The sequence below is a fragment of the Nonomuraea sp. NPDC048892 genome, assembly GCF_040649735.1.
Classification (GTDB): domain Bacteria; phylum Actinomycetota; class Actinomycetes; order Streptosporangiales; family Streptosporangiaceae; genus Nonomuraea; species Nonomuraea maheshkhaliensis.
In genome coordinates, this window is record NZ_JBEZFZ010000026.1 from 73937 (window position 1) to 89849 (window position 15913).

Here is a 15913-nt window from a genome sequence, read left to right on the forward strand (position 1 = left end):
CGCGCGCGATCCGCCGCCCGGGTTCCGGCGCGTGCCGAACGCGTCAGGCGGGGATTCCGCAGCCGCAGCTGCCCCGGATCACCAGCTGCGTCTCCAGCACGCGGTCCACCGCTCCCTGCGTGTCGTTCTCGATCTGCCGCAGGAGCAGCCGGGCCGTCTCCATGCCCAGCTCGCGCATGGGCTGGTGCACGGTGGTCAGCCCGGACGCCGGCAGGCCCGCCATGGGGATGTCGTCGAACCCGGTGACGGCGACGTCCTGGGGCACGCGCAGGCCCATGTCCAGGAGGGCGAGCACGGCGCCGATGGCCGTCTCGTCGTTGGCGCACGCCAGCGCCCTGGGCAGCGGCCCGGCCGCCTGGAGGCGGCTGACCGCGATGTACCCGTCGGACTGCATCAGCCCGATCCGGACCGGTCCGGCCGGCTCCCCGGCCCCCGCGTGCCGGTGCGCCTGCGCGAACCCCTGCCACCGGTACGCGGCGTCCGGCGAGGCGTCCGGGTCGCCCAGGAACCTCACCCGCTCGTACCCGTGGTCGGACAGCAGGTGCCGGGTCAGCCGGTCGAAGACGGCCACGTTCTCGGTGCGCACCGTGGGCAGCCCCGCCCTCGGCCGGCCCGCGAGCTGCACGATCGGGTCGCCACGGTCGCGCAGCCGCTCCACCAGGCCGTCGGCCAGCACCCCGCCCATGACGGCCAGCCCGTCGACCCGTGCCGCCGTGTCCCTGACCAGCTCGCCCGACTCGCGCAGCAGGTGGGTCCCGAGGATGATCACGGCCATCTCGGCGTGTACGGCCTCCTCCTCGAACCCGCTGATCACCTCGGAGTAGTACGGCCCCGACAGACCGGGGAACACGATGCCCAACGCCCCGTGCGAGCGCTCGGCGAGCGCGCGGCCGAGCCGGCTGGGCCGGAAGTCGTGCCGGTCGATGGCCGCCAGCACCCGCCGCCGGGTGTCGTCGGAGACCTGGCCGATGCCGCGGGCGACCCGGGACACGGTCGCCACGGACACGCCCGCCTCCTGGGCGATCTCCTGCAGTGTCGCGCCCCGCCTGACCCGTCTCGCCATCGCCTTGTCTAAGGGCCCTTCGCGCTGAAAACGTTTGCTGACAGCCTGCTGTCCGATCCTACGATAGCCCAGGCCCCGGAGGATCCCCCGCCCGATCCCGCCGCCGGCAAGGGATGGTGGCTATCGGCCGATCCGCGAGCCGGTCCGCGAGCCGGTCCGGCGTGCGGCTCAGGTTTCTCGTGCTGGGACTGCCGCTCCGAGAATCGGTCTTCACGTTTTCCCAGTAAAACACAGGTCCATTTGAATTTCGTATTGATATTTCGGAAATGGGCGAAATGAGTTTTATCTTGAAGTTGGGCGCTCCAAGGGGTGTGATGACAAAAGGAAGCGGGATCGGCATGACATTGACGAGAGGGATGCGTAAGGTTTGCCAGTGTTCCTCAATGTGACTGCGGAGATAGTCGTGTCATTCGGGACAACCGGCACAGTGTTGGCAACGCTGCGACCTCGGCATGCTCCTTTTCAGGGGCTCCAGCAGCTGAATGCCGAATATCTTTCATATTGCTGTGCCGCGCAAGGGGCGCCAGGAGGGCTGAATGTCGTTCCTCTGGTCGAGCGCGTCCCTCCCTGTCATCTCGCCATGGCCGGCCTGGCCTGCGGCGCCGAACAAGGATTGTCGTGATCACAACCGATTTCGCGGTAGTGGCCCTATTAGGGGCCGTCCTCGCTCTTTCAGTAGTCCTGGGCGCCGTTGTCGCGCTCGCCGTGCGCGCTCGCGCGCCGCACGCCCGCGCGCCGCACGCCCGCGCTCCGGTCGCGCAGGAGACCTCTCCGGATGACGGGCCGGTCACCGCGCCGGTGAAAGCGCCCGCGAAAGCGCCGGTGAAATCCCTGCCGGTGAAAGAGACGCCGGCCGGGACCGGCGATCAGCGGACCCAGCACTCCATCCTGCAAAGGACGCTGCAGGAGGCGCGCCGCCAGGCCGAGACGAACCGGCAGTGGTACGCCGCCGCGATCGAGGAGTCCGGCCACCTGCTCCAGCGCCTCCAGGCGGCGGCCGACGAGCAGGCCCGCGGCTACACCGGCGTGAGCGTGCCGGGGCTGCTGCACCCGGGCTTCAAGGACAGCCTGCTGGCCAAGCACCACCAGAGCGCCATCGACCTGCTCGGCGAGACCATCCGGGCCACCCGCGACGATCTCGACCGCTCGGCCCGCACCGGCGTGCGCGGCATGGCCGACGAGGTGCAGATGTACCTCGCCCGGCTGCAGATGAAGATCGACGAGGCGTTCCAGGACTTCCCGACGCAGACCCCGTTCCATCAGACGCTGGTCGACCTCGACGCGCTGACCACCTGGAGCCTGCACGCCGTGCAGCGGCTGCGGGTGCTGACCGGGTCCTGGCCCGGCATGCAGCGGGCGGACTGCACGCTGCGCGAGATCGTCGAGGGAGCGCGCGGGCGGATCAGCGCGTACAACCGGGTCGACTACACCTACCTGCCGGACGTCGGCGAGCAGTACGTCGAGGGCCGGGTCGTCGAGCCGATCACCATCGCGCTGACCGAGCTGCTCAGCAACGCCGCCACCTACTCCAGCGACCGCGTCGGCGTCTACGTCACGGCGGTCCCCGCGGGGCTGCGGATCGTGGTGGAGGACGCCGGCTACGGCATGAACGCCTTCCAGCTGGCCGAGGCCGAGCGGCAGTTGTCGGGGCGGGCGGACCTCGACGTGGCGGGGCTGGCCGACGAGCGCAAGCTCGGCTTCGCCGTCATCGGCCGCCTGGCGCACGACTACGGCTTCCGGGTCGACGTCAGTGCCCCCTCGGGCAGCGGCGGGGTGAAGGCGGTGTGCCTGATCCCGAGCAGCATCATCAACCCCGCACCGGCCGGGCAGACGCCGCCGTCCGGCGCCCGCCGGGGGGACGAGACCCCCACCGCACCGCAGCCGCCGGCCGTCACCTCGACCGCCCTCACCCCTGTCATGGCCACCACGCCGCAGGGCCTGCCCAAACGCGAACGCCGCCAGGAGCCCGCCACGCCCCGGCCCGCCGTCGCCACCCAGGAAGCCCTCACCGACACCCGCTCTCCCGAAGAGGCGGCCGCCGGCCTGGAGACGCTCCGCCGGGCGTTCACCACGGGCCTGACCGCCGACGCCGCCGATCCTGAAGGAAACGCAGAGGCATGATCATGCAACAGCCCACCGCCGACAGCACCGACATGAGCTGGGCCCTCAACCGGCTGTGCGAGGAGCCGGGGGTGCTCAACGCGCTGCTGTTCACCTCCGACGGGCTGGTGATGGCCCATTCCCACGGGCTCGACCGCGACGACGCCGACCGCACGGCCGCGACCCTGGCCGGGCTGAACTCGCTGCAGCGCGACCTCGGCGGCTTCTGCCGCACCCAGGGGGAGCAGTGCACGCCAGGCCCGCTGCGCTTCATGGTCAGCGACCTCAAGACGGTCACGCTGCTGCTGTTCGTCGCCACGGAACGCACCGGCGTCGGCGTGTCCGTCCGGGGCGAGTCGGCCGGCCACGAGGTCTCGGTGGCCATCCAGGCCACGCTGAAGATGATCAACGGGCTGCGGCCCGTACTCGGCGCACGCGAACGTGGCGACACGACATGAGCCACTCCCGGCACCGGCGCGCGGGCATGGTGCGCTCCCACACCGCCACCGGCGGCGACCTCACCCCGGCGCGGCAGGGCCTGGACGCCGCCACGCTGCTGCTCGCCGACGCCACGCGGCCGGTGACCGGGCTGGCGGCCCAGCCGCGCCGGGTGATGGAGCTCTGCCTGCCGGGCGTGCTGTCGGTCTCCGAGGTCGCCGCGCACCTGCACCTGCCGAGCCCCGTCGTGCGCGTCATCGTCTCCCGGCTGCTCGACAGCGGTCATCTGTCGGCGCGTGCCCCCTTCGTCCCGACGGCCTCGTCCCCGCACAGCGCGGAGGTGCTGCGGAAAGTGCTGGTGGCCCTTGAGAAGCTCTGACCGTTACGTCCCGGCCCGCGCCCAGTCCGTGAAGATCCTGGTGCTCGGCCCGTTCGCCGTCGGCAAGACCACGTTCGTCAAGACCGTCTCCGAGATCAGGCCGCTGTCCACCGAGGAGCGGATGACCAGGGCGGGAGAGCTCGTCGACGAGCTCGACGAGCTGTCCGACAAGGACACCACCACGGTCGCGATGGACTTCGGCCGCCTGACCCTGAGCGAGGAGATCGTCCTCTACCTGTTCGGCGCCCCCGGCCAGCCGCGCTTCCACGGCATGGTCCGCTCCCTCATGCAGGGCGCCCTGGGCGGGCTGGTCCTGGTCGACACCCGCCGCATCGCCGACAGCTTCGACGCGATCGACCTGCTCGAAGAGGCGCGGCTGCCGTACACGGTGGCCGTCAACCACTTCTTCGGCTCGCCCCGCTACAGCGACGCGCACCTGCGCGACAGCCTCAGCATGGACGACGAGCAGCCGCTGGTGAGCCTCGACGCCCGCGAGATCGGATCGGCCAAGCACGGCCTGATCGCCCTCGTCCGCCACATCCTCTACCGCCCCCGTCACCTGGAGCACGCCCCATGACCTCGTACGTGACCCCGCCCGCCGCGCGGGTGGCCCCGCCCCGGATGTTCGGGCCGGAGTTCGCCGCCCGCCCGCAGGACGTCTACCAGGTGCTGCGGGCCGCAGGTCCTGTCGCGTGGGCGGAGATCGCCGAAGGGGTGCGCGCCCTGGTCGTCACCGGCCACCGGGCCGCCATCGACCTGCTCACCGACACCGACACGTACAGCAAGGACAGCCGGCTGTGGCAGGACCTGGCGGCCGGCCGCGTCCCGCAGGACAGCCCGGTGCTGGCCCTGATGGCCTACCGCCCCAGCCTGCTGTACGCCGACGGAGATCGCCACGCCCGGCTCCGGCAGGCCATGGACGACTGCCTGGCCCGCGTCAGCCAGCCCGAACTGCACGACCTCACCCGCGCCCACGCCCTGCGCCTCATCGCCGGCTTTGCCCAGCAGGGCCACGCCGAGCTGATGGGCCAGTACGCCGACATGCTGCCGCTGCTCGTCTTCACCGACCTGCTCGGCTGCCCGCCCGAGCTGACCGGCCGCATGGTCGTCGCCTGCCAAGGCATGATCAACGCCGGTTCAGGAGCCGGGCAGGCCGCCGCCGACCTGGCGCAGGCCCTGTCCGAGATCATCGCGATGAAGAACCGCACCCCCGGCCGCGACTGCACCTCCTGGATGCTGGCCCACCCGGCCCGGCTGTCGCACGAGGAGATCCTGCACCAGCTGGTCGTCCTGGTCGGGGCCGGCACCATCCCCACCGCCGCGTGGATCGCCTCAGGGCTGCGCCTGCTGCTGTCGGACGACGACTACGCCGGCGACCTGACCGGCGGCGCGATCACCGTGCGCCGGGCCCTGGAGCAGGTCCTGTGGGTGCGCTCGCCCATGGCGAACTTCTCCGTCCACTACGCCCGCACGGACACCACCCTGCACGGAGTGCCCGTCCCGGCCGGCGTGCCGATCCTGATCAGTCACGCCGCCACCGGCGCCGACCCGGCGCTGCCGCCGGACCTCGGCTACGACAACCGCTCCCATCTGGCCTGGTCGGCCGGGCCGCACCGCTGCCCGGCCGACAGCCAGGCCGCCATCATCGCCCAGAGCGCCATCGAGACCCTGCTCGACCGGCTCTGGGACGTCCAGCTCGCCGACGCGGAGGTCGTCAACCGCCCAGGCCCCTTCCACCAGTGCCCCGCCCGGCTCGCCGTCCACTTCCGGCCGCAGCCGGCCCATGCCTTCGCCGCCCCCACCGCCCCCACAGGAGGTATGCGCGATGAGCCAACCGATCGCCCTCGACACCACCGGCGGTCACCTGTTTGAACAGGTCGACCACCTGCGCGCCGGCGGCCCCGCCGTGCGCGTCCTGCTCCCCGGAGACCTCGTCGCCTGGTCGGTGACGCGCGGCGAGGTGGTCAGAACGCTCCTGACCCATCCCGACGTCTCCAAGAACGCCCGCACCTCCTGGCCCGACTACCAGCCCTACGCCATCGCCTGGCTGACCGCCTGGGTGGACGTGACCAGCATGTTCACCGTCGACGGCGACGATCACAAACGCCTGAAGGACCTGGTCGGCAAGGCGTTCACCCCCCGCCGCATCCAGGCCATGCGGCCCGCGGTCGAGGCGGTCGTCACCGGACTGCTCGACGATCTCGACCGCGAACCACCCGGCCGGCCGGTCGACCTGCGCGCCCGCTTCAGTTACCGGGTCCCCACCCAGGTCATCTGCGACTTCATGGGCGTTCCCGCCGAGCAGCGCCCCGAGATGCTGCGCACCATCGACGCCGTGCTCGACACCACCCTGTCGGCCGAGGAGGCGACCGGCGTGCAGCGCGACATGTACGCGGCCATGCACCGGCTGATCGAGCACAAGCGCGCCGACCCCGGCGCCGACCTGACCAGCGTCCTGCTGGCCGCGCACGAGACCGGCGCCGACCGGCTCAGCCCCGACGAACTCGTCAGCACCCTGATCCTCATGATCGGCGCCGGCAGCGAGACCGCCGTGTCCCTCATCGACCACGCCGTCGTCGCCATGCTCACCCACCCCGCCCAGCTCGCCTCCGCCCAGGCCGCCCCCGGCCGCTGGGACGACGTCATCGAGGAGACCCTGCGCCACAACCCGCCGCTCATGCACCTGCCGATGCGCTACGCCACCGCTGACCTCGACCTCGGTGACGGCGTGACCATCGGCAAGGGCGAACTCATCCTGATCGCCTTCGGCGCCCACGGCCGCGACCCGCACGCCAACCCCGACCCAGGCCGGTTCGACATCGACCGCGCCGACCGCCAGCACCTGGCCTTCGGCCACGGCATCCACTTCTGCCTCGGCGCGCCGTTGGCCCGGCTGGAGGCCGCCGTCGCCCTGCCCGCCCTCTTCGACCGCTTCCCCGGCCTGCGCCTGGCCGGGCCCGCCGAGGAGCTGCGTCCGCAGCCCTCGTTCATCGCCAACGACTACCGCAGCCTGCCCGTCCTGCTCAACTGACGGGCCCGCAACCGGCCGCGGTGTCCCGCGGCCGGTGCAGGGGTTCAGCGGAGCTCGCCGGTGACGATCCACAGATGGCCGAACGGGTCACGGACGCGGCCCGAACGTTTGCCGTACGGGCGGTTCTCGATCGGCACGACCACCTCGGCGCCGTGGGCGGTCATGCGTTCGCCGACCGCGTCCGGATCCTCGACCTCGACCTCCAGCAGGACCGCTGAGCCGCCGAGATCGTCGGGCGACAGCCATCCCCAGGCGGCGGCGGCAGGGGAGACCCGGAAGGACGAACCGCCGACACGGTGATCGACCATGCTGGGCCGGCCGTCGTCGCCCGGGGGAGCGCTGAACACCCGCTCGGCGCCGAGGGTGGCCTGGTAGAACGCGGACGCGCGGTCGGGGTCGGGCACGATGAGACGGGGAGAAAGGCGCATGTCAGAAGTCATGAGCCCATCGTGGGCCGGGATGAGAGCGGAGGTCTTGAAGATTTGGGAACGGGGACCTGGTGGCCTGTCTCAGGTGGTGGGGCCGGCGAGGCCCTCCGTGCGTAGCCACTCGGTCGGGGTGCACCCGGCCATCGTCCGCCATTCCCGGGTGAGATGCGCCTGGTCGGCGAAGCCCGCCGCTGCGGCCACTGCCGCCAGGCTGACCGTTCCCGCACTGGCGGCGGCCACGAGCCCGCCGCGCGCGGCCTCGAAGCGGAGCAGTCGCTGATACTCCTTCGGCGTCACCCCCAGCGCGCCGCGGACCGTGCCGCTCAGGTGGCGCCGCGAGCACCCGAGCCGCCGAGCCGCCTCCTGCACCCGGGCGGTCCCCGACAGCGCCGACAGCGCCGCCAGCGTGGCAGGGAGTTCGCCGCCGCCGGTGTCCCTCTCGTGCCGGTTCAGCCCGGCGAGCAGGGCCTCTTCGACCAGGGCGCGCCGCTGCGGCCAGGACCGGCAGGCCGCCAGCCGCTCCGGCAGGTACGCCAGCGCCGGCGCCACGTCGGCGAGCTCGGCGACCTGCCCGGACAGCGCCGACGCCGGAACCCCCAGCAGCGCGCCCGCGGCCGGTGGGCTGAGCGTCAGCCACACGCCGCGCGTGCCGCCCTCCTGCCTCAGCTCGGCCGGGTCGAGGTGGAGCCCGGCGACCACGGCACGGAAACGTTCTCGTGAGCCGAGCCGGCCGATCTCCAGAGAGTCCGTCTCGGGGATCGTGATCGAGATCGTGGACGAGGGCAGCCCGCGATGAACGCCGCCCGGCCCGAGGTCGTAGGCGCTCAGCGTCGCCACGAACGGTGCCAGGGCCGCGGACCTGCGATGAGCGGGCACGACGGGCACCTCTCCACCCTACGGCGGCCCGGCCGACGTCCGCCCGGCGTGCGCAAGCGGCATGGCCCGAGTGCCGGGTGCTCAGGCGGCAGGATCCGAGGGCCCGGCGTGCTCAGGCGGCGGGGCCAGAGGGAGGGAAGAGGGCGGTGACGGCGCGGACGACGGCGGCGCGGCGGTCGGCCGCGGTGCCCTCGGCGAGGGTGGCGATCGCGACCTGCTCGCTCCAGGTTTCGGCGATCTGGCAGACCAGGGCCATGATGTCGGCCGGGTCCCAGGAGGCGTCGAGGAGACCGTCCTGCTGCGCGCGCCGGATCCGCTCCAGCTTGCCGGCGATGGCGTCGCGGTAGGGGTTCGGCTCGACGGGGGAGTGATCGGGAGGAGGCAGTTCGAGGCGGCCCCAGGCGATGAACCGGTGCCGGCCGGGATTGGCGGAGAAGTAGTCGAACAGCTGGCCGGCGTAGGAGGGCAGGTCGGCCGGATCCAGGTGGATGGCGTCGGCCGCCGCCGTCAGCTCGCCCGAGGCCACGTGCGCGTACAGAGCCTCCTTGGTGCGGAAGTAGGCGTAGACGCGTTCCTTGCTGGTACGGGCGGCCTTGGCGATCCGGTCCACGCGGGCGCCGGCGATCCCGAACCGGGCGAACTCCTCTCGCGCGGCGGCGACGATGCGGTCGCGGGTGGAGTCGGTTCTGGCCATGCCCCGATCTTAGTGATCCGCCGCGTCAGCGGCCGGAGCGCAGGGACTCCAGCTCCTCCGCCCGCCGCAGGTCCTTCGGCCGGCCGAGCGCGCGGCGCATCCCGATCAGGTCGTCGAGGCAGGCGTAGCGGACCTCCAGGCCGTCCGGGTCGGTCGCGGTGACCGCACGGTCGAGGACCTCCCGGACGCGATAACCGCCCCAGGGCAGCGCCGGGGTGCAGCAGTCGCCGCCGGCGCCGGTGGCGGTGAACTGCACCTTGGGACGGAGGAAGGCTTCCGGCCGGGTCGCCACGGGCTCGCCCCGCTCGTCGCTCAGCCGGGCGCCGGCGGCGGCGAAGGCGGCCGCCAGGGCCGGGGCGTGCTCGGGGGCGCCGTCCCAGAGCAGGTCGAGGTCGCCGGTCAGCTCGGCGGACCCGTGCATGATGCCGGCGACCTGCCCGATCACCACGGCCCGCACGCCGTGCCGCTGCAGGGCTTCGAGCAGGGGGAACGGGTCGAAGCCGACGGCGCCGTCGGTGCCGATCGTGCCGACGTCGTCATCGGCGTCCTCATGGCCGAGTCCGGTGCCCACCCGCTGCCCGGCCAGCTCGCGGGTGCGCCCGGCGGCCTCGCGGAGTCGTCGTATCGGTTCGTCGCTCATCTGGCCCTTGCTCGGTCGCGGCGGAACGCCGGGCCTGCCCGGCGGAACGATCTTAGCGCTGCACAGTGCCGTGACTGGAGTATGGTGGAGTGAATCAAACCGAACCGTTTGGTTTTGTTCAGGGAGGACCTCATCATGCGACAGCGCATCCTCGGCCGCCAAGGTCTGGCCGTCTCGGCGATCGGTTACGGGTCGATGGGCCTGACGATGGCCTACGGTCCCGGTGACGAGCAGGCGGGCATAGCCGCCATCCGGCGCGCGTACGAGCTGGGCGTGACCTTCTTCGACACCGCCGAGCTGTACGGCCTCGGCACCGGCTCCAACGAGACCCTGGTCGGCAAGGCGGTCAAGGACTTCCGCGACGACGTCGTCCTGGCCACGAAGTTCGGCTTCGACCTGTCCGACCCCGCGCGGATCGGCGTGAAGTTCGACAGCCGTCCCGAGCACATCCGTGAGGTGACCGACAACAGCCTGCGTTACCTGGGCGTCGACCACATCGACGTGCTCTACCAGCACCGGGTCGACCCCGACGTGCCCATCGAGGACGTCGCCGGGACCGTCAAGGAGCTGATCGAGGCGGGCAAGGTGAAGTACTTCGGCCTGTCGGAGGCCGGTCCGCGGACGATCCGCAGGGCGCACGCCGTCCAGCCGGTCTCCGTCCTGCAGACCGAGTACTCCCTGTTCGAGCGGGAGGTCGAGCAGTTGTTCCCGGTGCTGCGCGAGCTGGGGATCGGGTTCGTCGCCTACTCGCCGCTGGGCCGCGGCTTCATCACCGGCACGGCCAAGCCCGCCGGCTCCTATGACGCCACCGACATGCGCAACACCGACCCCCGCTGGCAGCCGGGCGATTTCGAGCAGAACCTGGGGGCCGTGGAGCGGCTGGGCGAGCTCGCCGCGTCGAAGGGCGCGAGCGTCGCCCAGCTCGCGCTCGCGTGGGTCCTGGCGCAGGGCGAGGACATCGTGCCGATCCCCGGCACCCGCAGCCCCCGGCGGATGGAGGAGAACGCCGGCGCCGCCGAGCTCAGTCTCGGCCCCGCCGACCTGGACGTGATCGCCGAGATCCTGCCCACCGGCGGATTCGGCGCCCGTTACGTGGCCCCGGTCATGCCCAGCTGGACCTGACCCCGGCGCAGGTCCGTGCTCGGCGGCCGGGCCGGGCCTGCGCCAGGCCCGGCCGCTGTACCCGCCTGTGCTCGCGGCTCAGGCCGCCCGGAGCGGGCGCAGGGCCGAGCCCCAGGACAGGACCTGGTCGAGGACCACGTTCAGGCGTTCCTCGTGCGCCGCCGCCGGCTGGAAGCCGTCCGCGAAGTCGGTGTGGATCGACAGCCCGACCTGGTTCGACACGGTGGCCACGCTGAGCAGGCCCAGGACGTGCCGCAGGTGCGAGATCGCCCGGGGCGCGCCGTCCACGCCGTAGCCGACGAACCCGGCCGCCTTGTTGGTCCACTCCGAGTACAGGAAGTCGAGCGCGTTCTTGAGCGCGCCGGGGTAGGAGTTGTTGTACTCGGGGGTCACGATGATGAACGCGTCCAGCGACGCCACCTTGGCCGACCAGCGCTTGGTGCGCTCGTACAGGTAGTTGCCCGTGGCCGGGTGCTCGGGCTCGTCCAGGTTGCCCAGGTCGAAGTCCTTCAGATCGACGACCTCGTACTCGGCGTCGCCGCGCTTGACGGCCAGATCGTGAACCCAACGCGCCACCGCCTCGCCGTTGCGGCCAGGACGGGTGCTGCCCAGGATGATGCCTATCTTCAGCATGCCAATGCTCCTCAGTCGGTGGTACGGACACCACCGTAGGGAGAACAGGCGAGATACTGAATGCGTTGCTGTCCAACATTCATACGCGATCGTCTCTATGGTTAGACTTCCCGTATGGATGTGCTCAGCGATGTGGTGGCCTTCATGCGGTGCGGGCGGCCCAACTCCACCCGCTTCTCCTGGCGCGCGCCCTGGGGGGTCCGGTTCCGCACGACGCCCGAGTCCGCGGGTTTCCAGCTGATTCTGCGCGGGTCCTGCTGGCTCATCCCTCCGGACGGCGAGCCCGTTCCGCTGAGCGTAGGCGACCTGGTTTTCGTGCCGCACGGCGACTCGTACGGGCTGACCGACGACCCAGAAAAGCCGCTGGTCGACGCCGACTGCGGGGCCCATCACGAGCTGTACGCCTCCGCCGCGACAGGCGGCACCGGGCCCGAGACGGTCATCCTGTCCGGCGGCTACCGGATCGACCTCGACCGGACCCACCCCATCCTGAGCTCGCTGCCCAGCGTGATCCACCTGCCCGCGACGCTCGGCAGCCATCCCGAGCTGCGCGCCGCCGTCGAGCTGCTGGCCGCCGAGATCGAGAATCCGCGTACCGGCGCGGACATCGTGGTGTCGTCCCTGCTGGAGATGGTGCAGCTGTACGTGCTGCGGGCCTACTACGACACTCAGGAAGAGCCGTGCACGCTGTCCGGCTGGGCCGCCGCGCTGGCCGACCCCGCGATCGGGCGCGCGCTCGACGCCGTCCACCGCGATCCGGCCCGCCACTGGACGGTCGAGGAGCTCGGCGCCCGCGCGGGCATGTCGCGGGCCGGCTTCGCCCGCCGCTTCGCCGCGCTGGTCGGGCAGCCGCCGCTGGCGTACCTGACCTGGTGGCGGCTGGTGAACGGGGCGCGCATGCTGCGCGAGTCGGACGCGTCGGTGGCGGAGGTGGCCGAACGGATGGGGTACGCGTCGGAGTTCGCCTTCGGCAACGCCTTCAAGCGCGAGTTCGGCGTCCCACCGGGTCGTTTCCGCCGCAGTCCGGCGGTCGCGTAAGCCACCTTCGTCCGCATCGGCCTGCCGGGCGTGTCACGTGGCGGAGGACGTGGAACGGCGGGCGCGGTGGCGGCGTACCGCGTCCCGGTTGGCGCACGGGTGGGAGCAGTGCCGCTGAAGCGCGGTGCGCGAGGTGTCGGCGAAGATCGCCGCGCAGCCGTCGGCGGCACACCGCCCGAGCCGGTCCATGCCCCGTCCGGTGAGGTGCAGTGCCGTCCCCACGGAGATCAGCGCGAACAGCACCGCGCCGAGCGGCTGCAGCGGGTCGCGGTAGTGCAGGTGCCAGCCATGAGCGTGGTCGGTCAGCCGCGGATAGGCGGCCGACCGGGCGAGCATCTCGTTGACCAGCCCCGCCCTCTCGTGCTCGTCCGTGGCGTCGACGACCTTCGTCCAGGCGGCGATGACGGCGAGGGTCCGGTCGAGATCCGCCGCCTCGACCGGACGTTCCAGCACCAGACCGGCCGCGCGGCAGCGAGCGGCCAGTTCTGCGGCGCTCGCCGGCGGCCGGTTCGCCAGGTCGGCGGCGAAGTTCACCACGTCCGCGCCGTAAGGGTTGAGCTGCACAAGCTCATTACAACAGCCTGTACGTCATGCCACGAACAGCAACAGAGCACGACATCCCGGGGAAGCCATGATGGACCTCGCGGAATGTCCTTGACGCGCGGAAGGTTTAACGCTCTATGAAGAAGATCGGTTTCCTGAGCTTCGGGCATTGGTCGGAGTCGCCGTACTCCAAGGCCCGCAGCGCGTCCGACACCCTGTTGCAGTCGATCGAGCTCGCGGTGGCGGCCGAGGAGCTCGGGGCCGACGGCGCCTACTTCCGCGTCCACCACTTCGCCCAGCAGCTCGCGAGCCCGTTCCCGCTGCTGGCGGCTGTCGGGGCGCGGACGAGCAGGATCGAGATCGGCACCGGCGTCATCGACATGCGCTACGAGAACCCCCTCTACATGGCCGAGGACGCCGGCGCGGCCGACCTCATCGCGGGCGGGCGGCTCCAGCTCGGCATCAGCCGCGGATCACCCGAGCAGGTGATCGACGGCTGGCGCTACTTCGGCTACGAGCCGGGGGAGGGGGAGACCGAGGCGGACATGGCGCGCAAGCACGCGGAGGTCTTCCTCAAGGTGCTCGACGGCGAGGGCTTCGCCCAGCCGAACCCGCGCCCGATGTTCCCCAACCCGCCCGGGCTGCTGCGCCTCGAACCCCACTCGGAGGGGCTGCGCCGGCGCATCTGGTGGGGCTCCAGCTCGAACGCCACCGCCAAGTGGGCCGCCGGGCTGGGCATGCACCTGATGAGTTCCACGCTCAAGGACGACGAGAACGGCAAGCCGTTCCACGTGCAGCAGGCCGAGCAGATCGCGGCCTACCGGGAGGCGTGGAAGGAGGCCGGCCACGAGGGCGAGCCGCGCGTGTCGGTGAGCCGCTCGATCATGCCGATCGTCAACGAGACGGACCGCGCGTACTTCGGCCACGAGCGCACCAGCACCGACCAGGTCGGCTTCATCGACGCCACCACCAGGGCCGTCTTCGGGCGCACGTACGCCGCCGAGCCCGACGTGCTGGTCAAGGAACTGGCCGGCGACGAGGCCATCGCCGCGGCCGACACGCTCCTGCTGACGGTGCCCAGCCAGCTCGGCGTGGACTACAACGCCCACCTGCTCACCTCGGTCCTGACCCACGTCGCGCCCGCACTCGGCTGGCGCTGACGCCCGATGGGACGGGCGCGGCTTTTGAGGGCGGGCGCGCGTCAGTCGGTCCACTTGGGCGGGCGCTTGCCCAGGAACGCCGCCATGCCCTCACGCGCCGCGGCGGACTGCGAGGACTCGGCCATGACCTTGGTGGCCAGCCGGTACGCGTCCACCTCCGGCAGCGACAACTGCTGGTACAGGGTGCGCTTGCCGAGCGCCTTCGAGGCGCGGCTGCCCCGGGTGGCCCGCCCGAGCAGGTCGGCGACGGCGTCGTCGAGCTCGGCGGCGGGCACGACCCGGTTGACCAGCCCCCAGTCGAGCGCCTGCGCGGCGGTGATCGTGTCACCGGTGTACGCCATCTCGGCGGCGCGCTTGCGCCCGATGTTGCGGGCGATGGCGACCATGGGGGTGTGGCAGAACCAGCCCCCCTTGCCGCCGGGCGCGGCGAACCCGGCGGTGTCGGCGGCGACGGCGAGATCGCAGGTGGCGACCAGCTGGCAGCCCGCCGCGGTGGCCAGGCCGTGCACCCGGGCCACGACGGGCTGCGGCACCGACTCGATCAGCTCCATGAGCTGGCGGCAGGTGTCCAGGATGAGGGTCACCCCGTCCTGGTCGGCCGCGGCGACGTCGGCGAAGTCGTGACCGGCGCTGAAGACCGGACCGGCCCCGGCCAGGATGATCCCCGAGGCGTCGCTGTCGCCGGCGGCGCCGAACGCGCCGATCAGCTCCTGTAGGTGGGCCAGCGACAGGGCGTTGCGCCGCTGCGGCCGGTTCATCGTGATCGTCACGAAGTCGGCGTCGCGGTTGACGAGTACATGTTCCAGGTTCACCGTCGGGCTCCTCGATGATCGCGCGGGCGCGTGACCGCGATCGGCCACCCAGGCATTCTTCCCACCTGGCGCCGCCGTACGTCCGGAATGTCGGAGGCTCAGCCGGTGCGGGACGGATCGGCCGGATAGACCCCGAGGATCTTCACGTCCGTGGTGAAGAACGCCAGCTCCTCCAGCGCGTTCTTCAGCCCGGGATCGTCGGGATGCCCGTCGACCTCGGCGAGGAACTGGGTGGCGGTGAAATGGCCGCCCACCATGTAGCTCTCCAGCTTGGTCATGTTGATGCCGTTGGTCGCGAACCCGCCGAGTGCCTTGTAGAGCGCGGCCGGCAGGTTGCGCACGTTGAAGACGAACGAGGTGACCACCGGGCCGTGCCCGCGCGGCGCCTGCACGAAATCCCTGCTGAGCACCACGAACCGGGTGGTGTTGTGCTCCTCGTCCTCGACGTCGCGGGCGAGGGTGTGCAGGCCGTAGATCTCCGCCGCGAGCGGCGGCGCGATGGCCGCCTGGGTCGGGTCGCCCGCCTCGGCCACCTCCCGCGCCGCCCCGGCCGTGTCACCCGCGATCACGGGCACCAGGTCGTGCTCGCGGATGATCCGGCGGCACTGGCCGAGGGCGTGGACGTGACTGTGCACGGCCTTGATCGTGTCCAGGGTCGCGCCCGGCGGGGCCATCAGGTGGAACTGGATGCGCAGGAAGTGCTCGCCGATGATGTGCAGGTCCGACGTCGGCAGGAAGTGGTGGATGTCGGCGACCCGGCCGGCGATCGAGTTGTCGATCGGGATCATCGCCAGCTCGGCCTTCCCGTTCTCCACCACCGCGAACACGTCCTCGAAGGACGCGCACGGCACCGCGTGCCAGTCGGGGTAGTGGCGCTTGCACACCATATGGGAGTTGGAGCCGGGCTCGCCCTGGTAGGCGATACGTCGTGCGGTCACCTCAGCAAGTTTTCCATG

The 15913-nt window shown here is 71.6% G+C and carries 18 protein-coding genes; 9 read left to right on the forward strand and 9 right to left on the reverse strand.

What is annotated here, in order from left to right:
• Positions 1-43: 43 nt before the first annotated feature.
• Positions 44-1063, reverse strand: a complete 1020-nt coding sequence (locus AB0C28_RS45845; protein WP_357856575.1) for a LacI family DNA-binding transcriptional regulator — start codon at positions 1061-1063, stop codon at positions 44-46.
• Positions 1064-1900: 837 nt separating this feature from the next.
• Between AB0C28_RS45845 and AB0C28_RS45850 the strand changes: the two genes are divergently transcribed.
• From AB0C28_RS45850 to AB0C28_RS45875, 6 genes are read left to right on the forward strand one after another with little or no spacing between them, the layout of a single operon-like run.
• Complete coding sequence (locus AB0C28_RS45850; protein ID WP_358082272.1) at positions 1901-3184, forward strand: hypothetical protein; 1284 nt, start codon at positions 1901-1903, stop codon at positions 3182-3184.
• Positions 3181-3621, forward strand: coding sequence for a roadblock/LC7 domain-containing protein (locus AB0C28_RS45855; RefSeq protein ID WP_346107953.1), 441 nt, complete (start codon positions 3181-3183; stop codon positions 3619-3621). Before AB0C28_RS45850 ends, AB0C28_RS45855 begins: the two co-directional genes overlap by 4 nt.
• Positions 3618-3980: a DUF742 domain-containing protein gene (locus AB0C28_RS45860; RefSeq protein ID WP_357856581.1), complete on the forward strand. Its 363-nt coding sequence runs from the start codon at positions 3618-3620 to the stop codon at positions 3978-3980. Before AB0C28_RS45855 ends, AB0C28_RS45860 begins: the two co-directional genes overlap by 4 nt.
• Positions 3967-4557 (forward strand): ATP/GTP-binding protein, encoded by a 591-nt coding sequence (locus AB0C28_RS45865; protein WP_357856584.1) that lies wholly within the window; start codon positions 3967-3969, stop codon positions 4555-4557. The genes AB0C28_RS45860 and AB0C28_RS45865 overlap by 14 nt, the downstream gene beginning before the upstream one ends.
• Complete coding sequence (locus tag AB0C28_RS45870; protein WP_358082275.1) at positions 4554-5852, forward strand: cytochrome P450; 1299 nt, start codon at positions 4554-4556, stop codon at positions 5850-5852. Before AB0C28_RS45865 ends, AB0C28_RS45870 begins: the two co-directional genes overlap by 4 nt.
• On the forward strand, positions 5806-7011 hold the full coding sequence (locus tag AB0C28_RS45875; RefSeq protein WP_358082278.1) for a cytochrome P450: 1206 nt from the start codon (positions 5806-5808) through the stop codon (positions 7009-7011). Before AB0C28_RS45870 ends, AB0C28_RS45875 begins: the two co-directional genes overlap by 47 nt.
• 44 nt (positions 7012-7055) lie before the next feature.
• On the opposite strand, the gene AB0C28_RS45880 is transcribed toward AB0C28_RS45875, so the two are convergent.
• The 4 genes from AB0C28_RS45880 to AB0C28_RS45895 form a co-directional block, all read right to left on the reverse strand.
• On the reverse strand, positions 7056-7451 hold the full coding sequence (locus AB0C28_RS45880) for a VOC family protein (protein WP_358082281.1): 396 nt from the start codon (positions 7449-7451) through the stop codon (positions 7056-7058).
• A 69-nt stretch (positions 7452-7520) separates the two neighbouring features.
• A complete protein-coding gene (locus AB0C28_RS45885; RefSeq protein WP_358082283.1) occupies positions 7521-8324 on the reverse strand; it encodes a helix-turn-helix domain-containing protein in 804 nt (267 codons plus the stop codon).
• 103 nt (positions 8325-8427) lie between these two features.
• The gene (locus AB0C28_RS45890; protein WP_358082286.1) at positions 8428-9009 is read right to left on the reverse strand and encodes a TetR family transcriptional regulator; all 582 of its coding nucleotides are present in this window, start codon (positions 9007-9009) and stop codon (positions 8428-8430) included.
• 25 nt (positions 9010-9034) lie between these two features.
• Positions 9035-9649: a hypothetical protein gene (locus AB0C28_RS45895; RefSeq protein ID WP_357856602.1), complete on the reverse strand. Its 615-nt coding sequence runs from the start codon at positions 9647-9649 to the stop codon at positions 9035-9037.
• Between the two features lie 135 nt (positions 9650-9784).
• Here AB0C28_RS45895 and AB0C28_RS45900 point away from each other — a divergent pair, with 135 nt between their 5' ends.
• Positions 9785-10771: an aldo/keto reductase gene (locus tag AB0C28_RS45900; RefSeq protein WP_358082289.1), complete on the forward strand. Its 987-nt coding sequence runs from the start codon at positions 9785-9787 to the stop codon at positions 10769-10771.
• 78 nt (positions 10772-10849) lie between these two features.
• Here the strand turns inward: AB0C28_RS45900 and AB0C28_RS45905 are convergent, their stop codons facing one another.
• Entirely contained in the window at positions 10850-11404 is a 555-nt protein-coding gene (locus AB0C28_RS45905) for an NAD(P)H-dependent oxidoreductase (protein WP_357856608.1), read from the reverse strand.
• A gap of 114 nt (positions 11405-11518) precedes the next feature.
• On the opposite strand from AB0C28_RS45905, the gene AB0C28_RS45910 reads away from it, so the two are divergent.
• Complete coding sequence (locus AB0C28_RS45910; RefSeq protein ID WP_358082292.1) at positions 11519-12442, forward strand: AraC family transcriptional regulator; 924 nt, start codon at positions 11519-11521, stop codon at positions 12440-12442.
• A gap of 33 nt (positions 12443-12475) precedes the next feature.
• Here AB0C28_RS45910 and AB0C28_RS45915 read toward each other — a convergent pair whose 3' ends face one another.
• Positions 12476-13006 (reverse strand): CGNR zinc finger domain-containing protein, encoded by a 531-nt coding sequence (locus AB0C28_RS45915; protein ID WP_358082295.1) that lies wholly within the window; start codon positions 13004-13006, stop codon positions 12476-12478.
• Positions 13007-13122: 116 nt separating this feature from the next.
• On the opposite strand from AB0C28_RS45915, the gene AB0C28_RS45920 reads away from it, so the two are divergent.
• A complete protein-coding gene (locus tag AB0C28_RS45920) occupies positions 13123-14145 on the forward strand; it encodes an LLM class flavin-dependent oxidoreductase (RefSeq protein WP_357856617.1) in 1023 nt (340 codons plus the stop codon).
• A gap of 41 nt (positions 14146-14186) precedes the next feature.
• On the opposite strand, the gene AB0C28_RS45925 is transcribed toward AB0C28_RS45920, so the two are convergent.
• The gene (locus AB0C28_RS45925) at positions 14187-14957 is read right to left on the reverse strand and encodes an enoyl-CoA hydratase-related protein (protein WP_358082298.1); all 771 of its coding nucleotides are present in this window, start codon (positions 14955-14957) and stop codon (positions 14187-14189) included.
• 98 nt (positions 14958-15055) lie between these two features.
• Positions 15056-15895, reverse strand: a complete 840-nt coding sequence (locus AB0C28_RS45930; protein WP_357856623.1) for a prephenate dehydratase — start codon at positions 15893-15895, stop codon at positions 15056-15058.
• Between the last annotated feature and the right edge of the window lie 18 nt (positions 15896-15913).

What these genes read in the sequence shown, in the direction of transcription:
- AB0C28_RS45845 (WP_357856575.1), bottom strand. Translation starts at nt 1,063, where the DNA reads ATGGCGAGACGGGTCAGGCGGGGCGCGACACTGCAGGAGATCGCCCAG.
- AB0C28_RS45855 (WP_346107953.1), top strand. Translation starts at nt 3,181, where the DNA reads ATGATCATGCAACAGCCCACCGCCGACAGCACCGACATGAGCTGGGCC.
- AB0C28_RS45860 (WP_357856581.1), top strand. Translation starts at nt 3,618, where the DNA reads ATGAGCCACTCCCGGCACCGGCGCGCGGGCATGGTGCGCTCCCACACC.
- AB0C28_RS45870 (WP_358082275.1), top strand. Translation starts at nt 4,554, where the DNA reads ATGACCTCGTACGTGACCCCGCCCGCCGCGCGGGTGGCCCCGCCCCGG.
- AB0C28_RS45875 (WP_358082278.1), top strand. Translation starts at nt 5,806, where the DNA reads ATGAGCCAACCGATCGCCCTCGACACCACCGGCGGTCACCTGTTTGAA.
- AB0C28_RS45880 (WP_358082281.1), bottom strand. Translation starts at nt 7,451, where the DNA reads ATGACTTCTGACATGCGCCTTTCTCCCCGTCTCATCGTGCCCGACCCC.
- AB0C28_RS45890 (WP_358082286.1), bottom strand. Translation starts at nt 9,009, where the DNA reads ATGGCCAGAACCGACTCCACCCGCGACCGCATCGTCGCCGCCGCGCGA.
- AB0C28_RS45895 (WP_357856602.1), bottom strand. Translation starts at nt 9,649, where the DNA reads ATGAGCGACGAACCGATACGACGACTCCGCGAGGCCGCCGGGCGCACC.
- AB0C28_RS45900 (WP_358082289.1), top strand. Translation starts at nt 9,785, where the DNA reads ATGCGACAGCGCATCCTCGGCCGCCAAGGTCTGGCCGTCTCGGCGATC.
- AB0C28_RS45905 (WP_357856608.1), bottom strand. Translation starts at nt 11,404, where the DNA reads ATGCTGAAGATAGGCATCATCCTGGGCAGCACCCGTCCTGGCCGCAAC.
- AB0C28_RS45910 (WP_358082292.1), top strand. Translation starts at nt 11,519, where the DNA reads ATGGATGTGCTCAGCGATGTGGTGGCCTTCATGCGGTGCGGGCGGCCC.
- AB0C28_RS45920 (WP_357856617.1), top strand. Translation starts at nt 13,123, where the DNA reads ATGAAGAAGATCGGTTTCCTGAGCTTCGGGCATTGGTCGGAGTCGCCG.